Origin of the sequence: Paenibacillus wenxiniae (assembly GCF_039822605.1) — a bacterium.
Taxonomy (GTDB): domain Bacteria; phylum Bacillota; class Bacilli; order Paenibacillales; family Paenibacillaceae; genus Saccharibacillus; species Saccharibacillus wenxiniae.
The window spans coordinates 16,430-29,120 of the sequence record NZ_JBCGUH010000018.1; the positions used below are offsets into that span (position 1 = coordinate 16,430).

The window sequence follows — 12,691 nt, forward strand, 5'->3', positions numbered from 1 at the left end:
CTCATTGAACCTCGTGTTAGGAAATCGCTAACACTGTAATCAGTAAGATATTTCGCTTTGCAAAAATCACTTTTCATTGCATCCGTGTTAGGAAGTCACTAACACTAGAAATCGTCCTCATCCCTTATTTCCTTCCCGCAGCGAAGTGCTGCTCGCATCATGCAAGTTTGCGTACACATCCTAATTATAGAGCAGCATGATGAACAGTCTATGACGTAGCGTATCTATGTCGCTTTATATGTTTGTTTAAATTCTATGCTTTTCACCTATACATAAAAACCTGAAGTGGCTTTACATCTTACATCTAAGGCTTACTTCAAAGCTTGTAATAGGCATATTAAACATAATTCAAGTAACAGCATCATCTAATCTAAAACACATAACGGTTCAATTATGCGGTTATACAGTGATGAAGTTATGTGATGCAATGATATGATCGTACCTGTTTAGCATTGACCGGCTTACGCCTTAGAAGCTTCAGCAGCTTGTGGCAGCAGGTCACGACAAGCATTTTCCAAATACGGATGAGCGCTTAGCATATTGCGGAATACGGTGTATTCTTGCCACATCGTTGCCTGGTCGCCGGCTGTGCCTTTGACGGCACGGATCAGGATGTTTTTCGGTGTGTGCTCCATATCGATAAATTCAAGCAGCTGTGTGCGGTAGCCCATCAGGTCGAGCAGGCGTGCACGGATGGCGTCGGTTGCTAGCGCGGAAAAACGTTCTTTCAGAATGCCGTGCGATAGCAGTGGAGACAGTTCGTCATTTTGCACCTGTGCGAACAGTTCGTGTTGACAGCAAGGTACGGATAAAATGGCGGAAGCACCCCAGCGAACTGCTTTTTCGAGCGCTGCATCGGTTGCGGTATCACATGCGTGCAGTGTAACGACCATATCGACTTGATCCAGCTCGTTATAGTCCGCAATGTCACCCACAAGAAAACGCAGCTTGTCATAGTCAAGCCGCTGCGCAAGTTGGCTGCAATGTTCGATCACATCCGCTTTCAGATCCAGTCCTACGATACGTAGCGGTCTGCGCTGTTGAATGTTGAGATAATGGTATAGCGCAAAAGTCAGATAGGACTTGCCACAGCCAAAATCGACAATGGTGAGTTCGCGTCCTTCCGGCAGGGCAGGTAAAATATCTTGCACCATTTCCAGAAAACGATTGATCTGACGGAATTTATCGTATTTCTTCGCCAGCACTTTACCGTTCTCATTCATAATGCCCAGCTCAACTAGAAACGGTACAGGCTCGCCTTCGTCCAAAATATAACGCTTTTTGCGATTATGATTCAGATCGGCTTGCGTTTTGGTGGCGGTTTTGGTCAAAATCGACACTTTATACTTTTTGCTGATCAAAATCTGGTAATCTGCTTCTGCGGTACAGAGCAGACCTTGACGCATTGTTTCCTCAAACAGCTCCATCAGCGGACGTTCTGCCTCCGCAGCCGGTATATTGTCATGCGTGACTTTATTGCTGTAATGGTAAGCAAACTGGTAATACAGATTCTTTTTCAGCTCGACCGGCTTGATCACGACTTTGTTAAACCCTTCGGGATCACGTTTACGGCGCTGGCTCAATGTTGCGGAAATCAGCTCGCCGCTGTCGAGTAGCTGATGAATCAATTTCTGGAGTGACTCCATGTTGTACATCTCACTTTCTATTGCTTCAATTCTGGAAACGCCTACGTCCTTCTTCTACCTCTGCGCGAGTCAGACCGCCTGCTTCCAGTTGTTCGTCGGTTTTCAGATGCAAGCGTTCATAAAAGGCTGCGCCTGCCGCCATTCCTTCAGCAGCATCCAGCTCATTTAATCGTTGCAGCGCATCTGCCGCATTATCATAATAGCCTTCCTGTTCCTCATATTCCACCATCCATTTTTCAACAGCGGCAGGAAGCAGGTATTCTTCCAGCTCATCCAGCAGTTCGTCGATATGTTGCGGATAGTTTAATAGATCACGATCAGCCCCGTGGACAGCACTGTACAAAAACAGATGCAACGCCTTAATACGGCGTACTACTGCTTCCTCTTGCTTATCCGATGCTTCGTAAATATCGGATTCGACGCGCAGAATGCGAGCTAATCCTTGCAGTTGATCCACTTCAACGGTAGGTCCGATACGGAACATCTCAATAATCTCAACGGTTGGCATACGATTGACCAGTTCACTGTTCAGTCGGAAGTTTTTGCGCATCAGATCATCCATTTCCCACAACGCTTCCGTGTATTTCTTTTGCTCTTTTAAGCCAAATGCTTTGGCAATCATACTGGTCATATCCTCAATCATGCCTACGAGGTAATCTTTTCTGAACATTGAGATCCCGCCTTTGGTAATAGTGAATGCATCAGAAGCCATTATATTAAAAGCAAGTTACTTAAAAACCTATAAAACCGTAGCCTTATTACTTCCATGTACAATTTTATACCTACTACCAATCATCCCATCATCAGCCCAAATAATCGCGGATAATTCCTGCCAGTTCTGTTGGCGTTTCCAGCATCCCCATATGTCCTGCGGTTTCAATCGTGTGCGCTGAAATGTTCGGTCCCTCTGATGTGAACAGGCGTTCAGCTGGGATGAGTCCATCTTGCGCGCCGGCTACGAGTAGGATCGGTTGGGTTGAGGTGGCTAGCACTTCGCGACGATCAGGGCGTTCGCGCATCGCTAGTGCTGCGCCACACGCTCCCTGTGGTGGGGTGGCATAGCCGAGTTCGCGTACTTTTTGAACGGCTTTAGGTAGTTGCTCCAGTGAAGCAGGGGCGAACAGACCTTCGACTATGCCATCGGTAAAGGCAGCGATACCCTGGCTATTAATTTTGGATACAGCCAGCAGGCGATTTTCTTTCGCTTGCGGTGCATCTTCATGTGGTGTGGAATGGATTAAGCCCCATCCATCCAGGCGGTCGGCATGCTGCTCTGCCAGTGCAAGTGTAACATAGCCGCCCATAGAATGGCCGAGTACGGTAGCAGTTGGAAGTTCTAAATGATCCAGCAGCCCGATCACATCGTCGGCCATTTGCTCGATGCGATAGCTGCCCTCCGGTGCGAGACTGCGGCCATGTCCGCGCAAATCAGGCGTAATGCAGCGATAATGAGCAGATAATAACGGGACAAGCTCATCCCAGTAAGCGGAGCTGCCTAGAAAGCCGTGCAGCAATACTAGCGGTGCACCTTTGCCAGATTCGGTATAGTGCAGTGTGGGGTGGTTGATAGAATCAGATGGAAGATGGCTCATCATTGTGTTCCTCCCTGTGCTTGGTCGTTTATATGATCGTGCCGCTGTATGAACACTGTGCTTATTGGCATACGGGTTTGTCGTGTATAGGTTCATGATGATTCAGCGTGCTCTAGCTCCACTTATACTACAATAGTTAGGCCACTCTGTGCGAATGTATCGCTACTTCAGCTACGTTCAGATCCATTACGATTCATTAACAGCGCAAACCGAGTCCGCGGACAGCTGCCTGTACGATATCGTCTGACATTTGCATCACCTGACGTAATGAGGTCGTTTGCAATGTCCAATACGGTTTAGGGCCATTCTCGTTCACGATGGCCGCAATGCTATACGTGCCCACACCTGGAAATTGTCCACCTACCGATAGTGCGGGGAATAAGGGTTCTTCGCCGATGCTATACAGACCGACCGAGCGCTGCTGTCCAAGACAGGCATCAATCGCGATCACGGTCATATGTTCCGGAATGGACGGGATGCGTACATGTAAATTATGGGCATCGCATGGTTGCTCCAGTGTACCGATGACATACGGGATGCCGTGTGCTTCTAATCCGCTACCCGTCAAAGGCCCAAGCGCATCGCCAGTCGAGCGATCGGTTCCGATGCAAACGAAGGCTAGTTCATCAAGCGCATGTCGGCTATGAATCATGCGAAAAAACTGTACCATGCCATCCATATTCACATTGCGTCGGTTCTGCTGCTCATACGGGAGCAGGCTTGAACGGCGATTAATCATAATAATGGTAGTTTCCCTTCAACAATAGTGTTTATTCTTTTTAATAGACGTGGCTCCTTGTCATTTTACCGCATGCGCCAGGTTACCGCAAAATGTTGGTTACGACTCGCTATCCATGATACAATACAACCAAATCAGCGATTTGCTAAAGAAGGAGAACACCATTTATGGATTTGTCGCAAAAAACGCCTGAAAATCTGGAGACTATGATTGAAGGTATCAAAGCGAAGCTGCGGATGGCGAGTGGAGCAGCGATGCAAGCATCTGCTTTTTCGTTAGAGCAGTACGATGATATTTACGATGTATATGATATCGTCATGAATAAGCCTAACCTGAGTATTAGCGAAGTCGAAGCGCTCGTGTCTGAGCTTGGACGTTTGCGCAATAAATGATGGATTGGTTTCACTACAGCCAGGTCCCTTTCCAGTGCGGAAAGCGGGCCTGGCTTTTTTTACGCAACGTTCACGATTTGTTTGCGTATAACAGGGTTCATACGCCGATAGGTGGTTATATATAGATAACTTCTATCTCGGTCTGTAGCTGCAAAGGTTTTATAGATGGCGATCCCGATGGCTCGTATCTATTATTCTCAATCGGCTATACCGACATAGGTTCGGCTGTTCGGTATGCAATAACAGCCACCTAGCAGGCAAACTTGATTCGTTTGCTAGTTCTACTTTATTGTTGAAAGAGGGCGATTACGATATCATCACGATCCTTTTCTGAACGCGCTCGCGCCTCCGCACTGCCGTTATGGTTACTTATTGTACTGGTGCTTGTAGGCGGCGGCATTATTTCCTTTGGCTTGCTGGAAGGGGCAATCTGGCTCGTTCAGACTTTATTCGGAAATCGAATTCATGTATGGGAAAATGAATTTCAGCAGAGTCTGCGCTCGCATCATGGGGAACCACTACGCACGATCATGCTGTTTTTCACTTATCTGGGTTCATTTTACCCGACCTTGTTCGTATCATTTGGCTTCGGCTTCATCCTTGTTCGTATGCAGCAATATCGTGAAGCGATTATGCTATTGCCTACGATGGGTGGCGCCTGGTTGCTCAACACGGTGCTCAAACTGCACTTTATGCGTCCACGGCCAGAGCTGGAATTTTGGGCACCTGCGTCTGGATATAGCTTCCCGAGCGGTCATGCGACGATTGCTGCGGCAATGTATGGGATGCTGTTCTTCATCTGGGCACGCTATCGTAAGCAACAGGGCAAGCGCATGCTGCCTGCAATTGTTTTAGGTATTTTATTGATTGTCACGATTGGAACGACACGCATTTATCTCGGTGTGCACTATCCAACCGATGTGCTTGCTGGATTCTTTAGCGGTTTTTGGTGGTTTGTCGGCTGTGCGTATTGTCTCTTTTTATGGCAATCCAGGCGACCTCAGCAGCCCTTACAGGGCAAGGCGTAACGTCACACTTATGTTTCATGCTGCATAAACCATGTTTATATACGAAGTAAGACCGCAGCAACCAATTGCTGGCAGATATCCTACGAAAACGGATATCGAACCCCGATGAACTGCGATAAGGCAAAACATACAATGACCTTATTACAGAAGGAGGCGTTGCTTATGTGGGGAATTATCATTAGCGTAGTACTTGCCATTATTATCGGTGTGATTGGCAATGCTCTTGCAGGCGATCATATGCCTGGTGGTATGATCGGTGCAGCAATCGCTGGATTCGTCGGCGCATGGTTGGGTGCACTCGTATTTGGTAACTTTGGTCCGGTAATTGGCGGCTTTGCCATTATACCCGCCATTCTAGGTACAGCGATTTTCGTTTTTTTGCTTGGATTGGTATCCGGATTGCTTCGTCGATCCGCCTGATCACCACCGAGCTTAAATATAGGCCATACTTTTGGTAAGCGATACTTCTATTATCCGACTCCTAAGAAAAGCTTCACTCGATCGTCTATGGCTAGGTCCTCCCACGGAGGATGTATATGCTATTCAATGTAACCTATACTAATTCAAGGAGTGATTGTTCATGAACGAAGCAGAAAAAGAGTATCCGGTGCAAAGCAGTTCCACATTTTTAAAAGGTGTATTTATCGGGGGATTGATTGGTGCAGCTGCTGCGTTGCTGTTCTCTCCTAAACCGGGTCGCGAACTGCGCGAAGACATTTCCGATAAGCTGTCTGTTGCAGGTGAGAAAACGAAATCCGTTTACAATACGGTATCCGATCAAACGGCACAAGCAGCTGGCCTGATCAGCGACAAAACCGTTGAACTGGCTGGTACAGTGAGCAACAAAGCAACAGAACTGGCGCAAAACGTAGCGACAAAAGCATCTGAAATCACGACAAAAGTAAAAGATGGTGTAACCCCAACACCGGAGCAAGAAAATGCGAAGGACAACATCATCAGCCATGTAGCGGAAGCTTCCAAAAACATCGCTGAAGATGTAAAAGATGCAAAAGACGATATTAGCAAAGAAGTAGGCAAAGCGGCGGACAATGTAAAAAAAGACGCAAAGCCACTGACTCCGGACAATAAGTAAAATCAATTCCGGCGCATCATCGTCGAGAATGATACATGATCATAGCCGGCTCATTGCAGTCGGCTATTTCTCTGTCCAGTACACCAATTCATCTGAGAGCGAGGGAACAACATGGCCGACAAAGACGACAAGCAATTAACCCCTAACCCGCCACGGGTAGTAGAACCGCCCGATACGATACGTGAACATCCATTCGAGCTTCGACACGAGGTAAAGCGCCTGAATGAACGCCTTGACCAACTCACCGCCGCTCTCGATAAAGCGGAAATTAAAGACATTATCGAAAATTACAGCAGCGTCAAAAAACGCATCCTGACCAACTTCGTCGCCGGCGCCGCACGCGGTCTCGGACTATCACTCGGTACGATCGTTATCCTCGCCCTGCTCGGTTACCTGCTGTCCCTACTGGTCAGCTTCAACCTCCCCGTCATCGGCGATTATATCAATGAACTGCTTAAATACGTAAACACTTCCCAGGGCGGACGCTAATACCAAAACATAGATGACTTCGCTGCTGTTGTCATACATCACCTCAATCATCCTCCATTGACTCGCGATTACAGCAACGATCACTGGAGGATGATGTATTGTGGAATGCTATTCAAGCGATACATTCAACTTTTTTCTGCTACCTTACTTCATTGCTATTCTCTCCTTGCTGTCTATCCCCCACTGCTGTCCCCCTTCTTCATTCTCATTCTTCTCTACCCTCTAAATCACAGAAATACAAACTGTTTATTCTATTGTAGACTTGCTACTAACCTGTTTATTACTTACCTATTCGTTAAAGTGTATACTCTCTATTTTGAATTTCACTTCTATTTCTGAATGCTGCTTCTATGCTGAGTTATACTTCTATGCTGAGTTGGACATCATACACATACCCTTTCAGAAATAATGATCCGTGATTTTAAAATACACAGTGGATGACAAATATAGCACCTAAATTGCTAAAACGTGTAAATGTTCCATTTGATTAGGTTTGTATACTATCGCATTTTCAAAAACCACATAAATCCAACTTATATAAAATACATGTGACAAAAGGTAGGTTCGAGGTTTGAGGTTTGAGGTTTGAGGTTTGAGGTTTGAGGTTCGAGGTTTTATATTTACGCTTTAATCCTGCGAGCCGCACGGAACGAAGGCAAGGAAATAAGGGGTAAGGACGACTTCTAGTGTTAGCGACTTTCTAACACGGGGTTCAATGAAAAAGTGATTTTTGCAAAGCAAAATATCTTACTACTTTGGAGGGGCGGGAATCTTCATTCTCACCCAACTCCAAAAGATTCCCGCCCCTCCACCTGAGTCCGTCCCCTTATTCCTTGCCGGAGTGGTCCCTGCTCACCAACCAACACCTACTTAAACCCGAATTTCAAATATCCACTCACTACCACCATAATCTCCAAAATAAAACCATCCCTAAAGTAAAATTAATTTCAGCTCAAAACGAAAAATCTCAGCTACAGAAAACTTTTCCCATTTCAAAATAAAAGCACACTACAGCCTTATTTCACTCCACTCCAGAAATTCAAAAAAGGTATGCCCACCCTCTCCACACAGTAGAGAGAATAGCATACCTTCATTCCATTGCCCGCATCGACAATTGTGTAAAATTCATTATTAATCCCATCTGGTTATCCTGATGAGGATGCGTTCGACATGATCTGCTTAAGCTTTTCTGTCGCACGCTTCTGGATACGCGATACACTCATCTGGGATACGCCCAGTTTTTGTGCAATCGCACGCTGAGATTGCCCTTCCTGAAATGCAAGCAGCAGTACTTTCTGCTCCTGCTCTTTCAGTTGGCTTAGTGCTTGTTGCAGATCCATGCGTTTCTCAACCGCATCATAATCGTTCACATCTGCACTGATCAGCTCACCCAGGGTTGCAGCGCTTTCTTCCTGCGATAATGGAGAATCCAGAGAAACGTAGTGATAGCATTCGCGTCCAGCCAATACTTCAATCGTTTCTTCTTCAGATAAATCCAAAAATCCAGCAATCTCGCGCACACTTGGGGAACGCTCCAGCTTCACGGTCAGTTCGTCAATCGCCTGTTGCACCAGGGCTCCCTTTTCCTTAATTCGGCGTGGAACCTGTATGTACCATGATTTATCACGCAAAAAGTTTTTCATGTGACCAATCATGCTTTTCATCGCATACGGTTCAAAAGGAATCCCCAGAGAGATATCATACTGCTGCAAAAGACGAATAAGCGCCATCTGCCCAACCTGATATAGATCCTCATACAGGTCAGGGCGATTACGAGCGATTTTACCTGCGGCCATTTTGACCATAGGTTCGTACTTTTTGATCAGTACGGTCGCGATATCATTGTCTTTTGTTTGTTGATACTCCCAGATCAGGCCGATTGCCTCGTCCATCGATTCGGGGGGAGTCACTTTTTCACTCATACTCTTTCCTCACTTCGAGCAAGGCTTTTGGACATGGTCACACGCGTACCTTGACCCGCCACATTCTCGATACGGACATTATCCATCAACGCCTGCATCAGGTAAAAGCCCAGTCCACCAATTTGGACGTCGCTCAGTTCTTTATCATGAAGTGTCGTTTGATCCGCTACTTCTTTCACCGTTTCGAAGCTCTCCCCTTCGTCTTCAACGATGATCGACAGCGTTTCTTCTCCAATTTCAAAAATAACGTCAATATGACCATGGTCTTGACCGTATGCATACAGGACAGAGTTGTTGCATGCTGCGGAGACAGCTACTTTCATATCTTCAATATCTTCGTAGGAAAAACCCATTTTGGAGGCAATTCCGTACAAATTCAAACGTACCACATCTACAAATTCTGCGGTGGCTGGCAGATTAAGTATCACTTTTTGAGTATCAACTTTCATGCTATGTTCGATCCTTTCCTAGTGGGAATTCTCCTGAGGGGCGAAAAACTTGGCGATTCCGGTCATTTCAAACAGCTTTTGGATGTTGGAAGGGACTTCTTCAACGGCAAAGCTAGCATTCATGCCATGTCGTGCTTTGAGGATGGAAAGAAGAATACCGATACCAGTACTATCGATATATTTGAGATCCTTCATGTTAACGATCAGATCCTGTTCTGCATTGCCTACAAGCGGCTCCATTACAAGACGAAAATCAGGTGCTACAGACAGATCCATTTCCCCACTTACAAATACGGTGCAGGATTGCTCATCCATCTGGGTTACTGCATTAAATTTCTCATTTTTATTTGTAGTCATAGACATTCTCCCCTGAACAATGGTTTCTTTACTAATAACCCAACGCCGAAAGCACTGAAACATTCGATGCTAAATTGCTATCTTTGTACACATGGAAAAATAACCATTAATTTATTCATTATCCATTAAATGGTTGTTACAACAACTATAAAATCCTTAGTCCTACAGCTATGCTTACTCCGTATACGTCTACTAGCAACAGCACATCCGATTTCATTTATAATTTTATATACGTATAAACTCGATAAACGGATGTGCTTAATATACGGTCTTTTTCGCTTCAAAGCGCGCTAGCTCGGAAGAATATCGTTCCAGTACATTTTTCACACTGGTCATCTTCACCGGCTTGCTAATATAGTCGTCCATCCCTGCGGCAAAACAGCGTCCTTTAATACCTTCCATCACGTCAGCCGTCATTGCGATAATCACACTTTGCTCGCCGCTCACCAGCTGACGAATCCGGCGCGTTGCTTCCAGACCATCGACATTCGGCATCTGCACATCCATAAAAATATAGTCATACGTATGATGACTCGCCATCCGAATCGCTTCTTCGCCATCATCTGCTGTATGGGGATGATAGCCAAGCCGCTCTAACATCGTGACCATTAGCTTCTGATTAATCGGATGATCGTCCACAATCAAAATATGCGGAATGCTGCTACCCTGTTGAAGCAGACTTGCTGGTCGCTCCTCTAGGCTGGTCGTTTCCAGCTCACTCATACTATATTCTCTCACACAGATGTTAAATGAGAATACAGCGCCGCCCTGTGCTTCCATTTCTTCGCAAGCGAGCTGTATATCGCCGCCCATCATCTGCACTAAATTTTTGCAAATAGCCAGTCCTAGACCTGTACCGCCATACTTGCGAGTGAGCGATGAATCAAGCTGTGAAAATGGCTGGAACAATTGCTCTCGCTTTTCCTGTGCAATGCCGATTCCTGTATCTTTCACTTTAAATTCCAGCTCCATGCGTCCATCTTGCTCACCGACACACTGTACTTCAAGATACACACCACCATGCTCGGTAAACTTGACTGCATTCGCGGTCAGATTAATCAGCACCTGGCGTAATCGTGCCATATCGCCAAACAGATAAGCCGGCACATCGTCACTAATGCGGTACACTAGCTCCAAATTCTTTTTCGATGCTTCCATGGAAAAGAGACCGAACACTTCCGAAAGGCAGGCTTCCAGTGAAAATGGATGCTCTTCCAGCTCCATTTTGCCTGATTCCATTTTGGTAAAGTCCAAAATATCATTAATGACCATAACCAGTGCATCCGCGCTGCTGCGAATGATCTCAGCATAATCTTTTTGTTCGGATTGCAATTCCGTCTCCATCAGCAGATCAATCATGCCGATTACACCGTTCATCGGTGTACGAATCTCATGACTCATCATCGCCAAAAATTCAGTTTTCGCCTTCGCCGCAATCTCTGCGTCTTCTTTGGCACGGATCAGTTCCTGGTTCATCTTTTCCAGCTCCAACGTCTTCTGTTGCAACTGCATCGATTGCGTTTTGTGACGTTTGTTCGTTAAGTACATATTCACAAAGCCCTCGATTTTGGACTTGAGAATTTGTGGAATGAACGGCTTCACCATGTAATCGATCGCTCCGGCAGAATAGCCGGCGAATAAATGCTCCGCTTCTTTGCTGTTGGCAGAAATGAAGATGATCGGTATTTCCTTAGTCTTCTCCCGCGCTTTGATCAGTTTGGCTGTCTCGATCCCATCCATACCAGGCATCTGCACATCCAACACAATCACAGCAAACTCGTCCTTAAGTAAACAACGCAACGCTTCCTCTCCCGAGGTCGCTTTGACCAGATTATAGCGTTCACTTTCAAGGACGGCTTCCAGTGCGAGCAAGTTTTCAGGTCGATCATCTACAAGCAAGATGTGAATCGGTTCATGAAACCTCATGGAATCCCCCTACATTCTCTAGTTAATTTTCCGGTACACTTTTTCCATACGGTCCAGTGGTTCATAGCTATCACTATAGCCTGTAAACTGCATCGATTCCTTTGAGCCGAGCACCAAAATACCAAAACGGCTCAGACTCTCATGAAACAAACTATGCACACGCTCACGCAATTTATCATCAAAATAAATCATAACATTTCTGCATAAAATAACGTTAAACTCATTAAACGAACGATCCGTTGCCAGATTATGCTCTGCAAATATAATATGCTTGCGCAAAAAAGGCTGGAAAATTACGGATTGATAGCGAGCCGTATAATATTCGGAGAACGAGCGTGTACCGCCCGCCTCCAGATAATTTTTCGTATAGAGTTGCATACGTTCAATGCCGAACACACCTTCTCTAGCTTGCTGGAGCGAGCGATTGTTCATATCGGTTGCATAAATTCTCGCTTTGTCCAGCAGTCCTTCTTCATGAAGCAAAATCGCCATCGAATACACTTCTTCGCCAGTAGAGCAGCCTGCATGCCAGATACGGATATAAGGATACGTACGCAGTAGCGGCACGACCTTTTCTCGGAACATACGGAATAGATGCGGATCACGGAACATTTCCGTTACCGGGATCGACAGGTTTTGTACCAATCGCTCAAAACAGGTGCGATCATGAAGCACACGCTCCTGTAATGCAGAAATAGACCCTAGCTTTTCGGAATGGACATGATGCCAGATGCGACGAGTCAACGACGCACGGGCATAATTACGAAAATCATAGCCGTACAGCCTGTGCATGCCTTCAAGCAGCAGATCAATTTCGATATGTTCGCGTTCCGCAAGATTCGTAGTAAGCTGGCTTTCCCCCTGGGGCGATTCGGTCGTACCGGTTATTTGCTCATGATCGATTGGTGTCATTTCTTTTCAGCCCCAATTCTATTCACTCTTGGATTGTTGCATATTTATCGACTGCCCGAACTTATCATTCAGGCTCCTTATTATTACATTTACACCGACTTATAAAAGAGCCAGCGTTGTACATTATACTTCATATACCCACTTTT

At 45.8% G+C, this 12,691-nt stretch carries 14 protein-coding genes; 5 read left to right on the plus strand and 9 right to left on the minus strand.

What is annotated here, in order from left to right; genetic code table 11:
* Positions 1 to 461: 461 nt before the first annotated feature.
* The 4 genes from AAHF22_RS20975 to yyaC all read right to left on the minus strand — a co-directional run bounded on the left by AAHF22_RS20975 (position 462) and on the right by yyaC (position 3,977).
* Positions 462 to 1,646, minus strand: coding sequence for a class I SAM-dependent methyltransferase (locus AAHF22_RS20975; protein ID WP_347326971.1), 1,185 nt, complete (start codon positions 1,644 to 1,646; stop codon positions 462 to 464).
* Positions 1,647 to 1,671: 25 nt separating this feature from the next.
* Positions 1,672 to 2,316 (minus strand): DUF6483 family protein, encoded by a 645-nt coding sequence (locus AAHF22_RS20980; RefSeq protein ID WP_347326972.1) that lies wholly within the window; start codon positions 2,314 to 2,316, stop codon positions 1,672 to 1,674.
* A gap of 133 nt (positions 2,317 to 2,449) precedes the next feature.
* Positions 2,450 to 3,238: an alpha/beta fold hydrolase gene (locus tag AAHF22_RS20985; RefSeq protein ID WP_347326973.1), complete on the minus strand. Its 789-nt coding sequence runs from the start codon at positions 3,236 to 3,238 to the stop codon at positions 2,450 to 2,452.
* Positions 3,239 to 3,434: 196 nt separating this feature from the next.
* Entirely contained in the window at positions 3,435 to 3,977 is a 543-nt protein-coding gene (gene yyaC / locus AAHF22_RS20990; RefSeq protein WP_347326974.1) for a spore protease YyaC, read from the minus strand.
* A 167-nt stretch (positions 3,978 to 4,144) separates the two neighbouring features.
* On the opposite strand from yyaC, the gene AAHF22_RS20995 reads away from it, so the two are divergent.
* The 5 genes from AAHF22_RS20995 to AAHF22_RS21015 all read left to right on the plus strand — a co-directional run bounded on the left by AAHF22_RS20995 (position 4,145) and on the right by AAHF22_RS21015 (position 6,979).
* A complete protein-coding gene (locus AAHF22_RS20995) occupies positions 4,145 to 4,369 on the plus strand; it encodes a DUF1128 domain-containing protein (protein WP_347326975.1) in 225 nt (74 codons plus the stop codon).
* A gap of 380 nt (positions 4,370 to 4,749) precedes the next feature.
* A complete protein-coding gene (locus AAHF22_RS21000) occupies positions 4,750 to 5,397 on the plus strand; it encodes a phosphatase PAP2 family protein (protein ID WP_347326976.1) in 648 nt (215 codons plus the stop codon).
* A 162-nt stretch (positions 5,398 to 5,559) separates the two neighbouring features.
* The gene (locus tag AAHF22_RS21005) at positions 5,560 to 5,817 is read left to right on the plus strand and encodes a GlsB/YeaQ/YmgE family stress response membrane protein (RefSeq protein WP_347326977.1); all 258 of its coding nucleotides are present in this window, start codon (positions 5,560 to 5,562) and stop codon (positions 5,815 to 5,817) included.
* Between the two features lie 160 nt (positions 5,818 to 5,977).
* Positions 5,978 to 6,490, plus strand: a complete 513-nt coding sequence (locus AAHF22_RS21010) for a YtxH domain-containing protein (RefSeq protein ID WP_347326978.1) — start codon at positions 5,978 to 5,980, stop codon at positions 6,488 to 6,490.
* A 111-nt stretch (positions 6,491 to 6,601) separates the two neighbouring features.
* Positions 6,602 to 6,979, plus strand: a complete 378-nt coding sequence (locus tag AAHF22_RS21015; protein ID WP_347326979.1) for a DUF5665 domain-containing protein — start codon at positions 6,602 to 6,604, stop codon at positions 6,977 to 6,979.
* Between the two features lie 1,145 nt (positions 6,980 to 8,124).
* On the opposite strand, the gene AAHF22_RS21020 is transcribed toward AAHF22_RS21015, so the two are convergent.
* From AAHF22_RS21020 to AAHF22_RS21040, 5 genes are all read right to left on the minus strand, one after another.
* Positions 8,125 to 8,901 carry a sigma-70 family RNA polymerase sigma factor gene (locus AAHF22_RS21020; protein WP_188777278.1) on the minus strand — a complete coding sequence of 259 codons (777 nt, stop codon included), beginning with the start codon at positions 8,899 to 8,901 and terminating at the stop codon, positions 8,125 to 8,127.
* Entirely contained in the window at positions 8,898 to 9,350 is a 453-nt protein-coding gene (gene rsbW, locus AAHF22_RS21025) for an anti-sigma B factor RsbW (RefSeq protein ID WP_347326980.1), read from the minus strand. The genes AAHF22_RS21020 and rsbW overlap by 4 nt, the downstream gene beginning before the upstream one ends.
* A gap of 18 nt (positions 9,351 to 9,368) precedes the next feature.
* Positions 9,369 to 9,707, minus strand: a complete 339-nt coding sequence (locus AAHF22_RS21030; protein WP_188777281.1) for an STAS domain-containing protein — start codon at positions 9,705 to 9,707, stop codon at positions 9,369 to 9,371.
* A gap of 258 nt (positions 9,708 to 9,965) precedes the next feature.
* Positions 9,966 to 11,633: a hybrid sensor histidine kinase/response regulator gene (locus AAHF22_RS21035; protein WP_347326981.1), complete on the minus strand. Its 1,668-nt coding sequence runs from the start codon at positions 11,631 to 11,633 to the stop codon at positions 9,966 to 9,968.
* 18 nt (positions 11,634 to 11,651) lie between these two features.
* Positions 11,652 to 12,545, minus strand: a complete 894-nt coding sequence (locus AAHF22_RS21040; RefSeq protein ID WP_347326982.1) for a CheR family methyltransferase — start codon at positions 12,543 to 12,545, stop codon at positions 11,652 to 11,654.
* Between the last annotated feature and the right edge of the window lie 146 nt (positions 12,546 to 12,691).

Excerpts from the sequence above, each read along its gene's own strand:
- AAHF22_RS20995 (WP_347326975.1), top strand. The coding sequence starts at position 4,145 with ATGGATTTGTCGCAAAAAACGCCTGAAAATCTGGAGACTATGATTGAA.
- AAHF22_RS21015 (WP_347326979.1), top strand. The coding sequence starts at position 6,602 with ATGGCCGACAAAGACGACAAGCAATTAACCCCTAACCCGCCACGGGTA.
- AAHF22_RS20975 (WP_347326971.1), bottom strand. The coding sequence starts at position 1,646 with ATGGAGTCACTCCAGAAATTGATTCATCAGCTACTCGACAGCGGCGAG.
- AAHF22_RS21010 (WP_347326978.1), top strand. The coding sequence starts at position 5,978 with ATGAACGAAGCAGAAAAAGAGTATCCGGTGCAAAGCAGTTCCACATTT.
- AAHF22_RS21020 (WP_188777278.1), bottom strand. The coding sequence starts at position 8,901 with ATGAGTGAAAAAGTGACTCCCCCCGAATCGATGGACGAGGCAATCGGC.
- AAHF22_RS21005 (WP_347326977.1), top strand. The coding sequence starts at position 5,560 with ATGTGGGGAATTATCATTAGCGTAGTACTTGCCATTATTATCGGTGTG.
- AAHF22_RS20985 (WP_347326973.1), bottom strand. The coding sequence starts at position 3,238 with ATGAGCCATCTTCCATCTGATTCTATCAACCACCCCACACTGCACTAT.
- AAHF22_RS21030 (WP_188777281.1), bottom strand. The coding sequence starts at position 9,707 with ATGACTACAAATAAAAATGAGAAATTTAATGCAGTAACCCAGATGGAT.
- AAHF22_RS21035 (WP_347326981.1), bottom strand. The coding sequence starts at position 11,633 with ATGAGGTTTCATGAACCGATTCACATCTTGCTTGTAGATGATCGACCT.
- yyaC (WP_347326974.1), bottom strand. The coding sequence starts at position 3,977 with ATGATTAATCGCCGTTCAAGCCTGCTCCCGTATGAGCAGCAGAACCGA.
- rsbW (WP_347326980.1), bottom strand. The coding sequence starts at position 9,350 with ATGAAAGTTGATACTCAAAAAGTGATACTTAATCTGCCAGCCACCGCA.
- AAHF22_RS20980 (WP_347326972.1), bottom strand. The coding sequence starts at position 2,316 with ATGTTCAGAAAAGATTACCTCGTAGGCATGATTGAGGATATGACCAGT.
- AAHF22_RS21040 (WP_347326982.1), bottom strand. The coding sequence starts at position 12,545 with ATGACACCAATCGATCATGAGCAAATAACCGGTACGACCGAATCGCCC.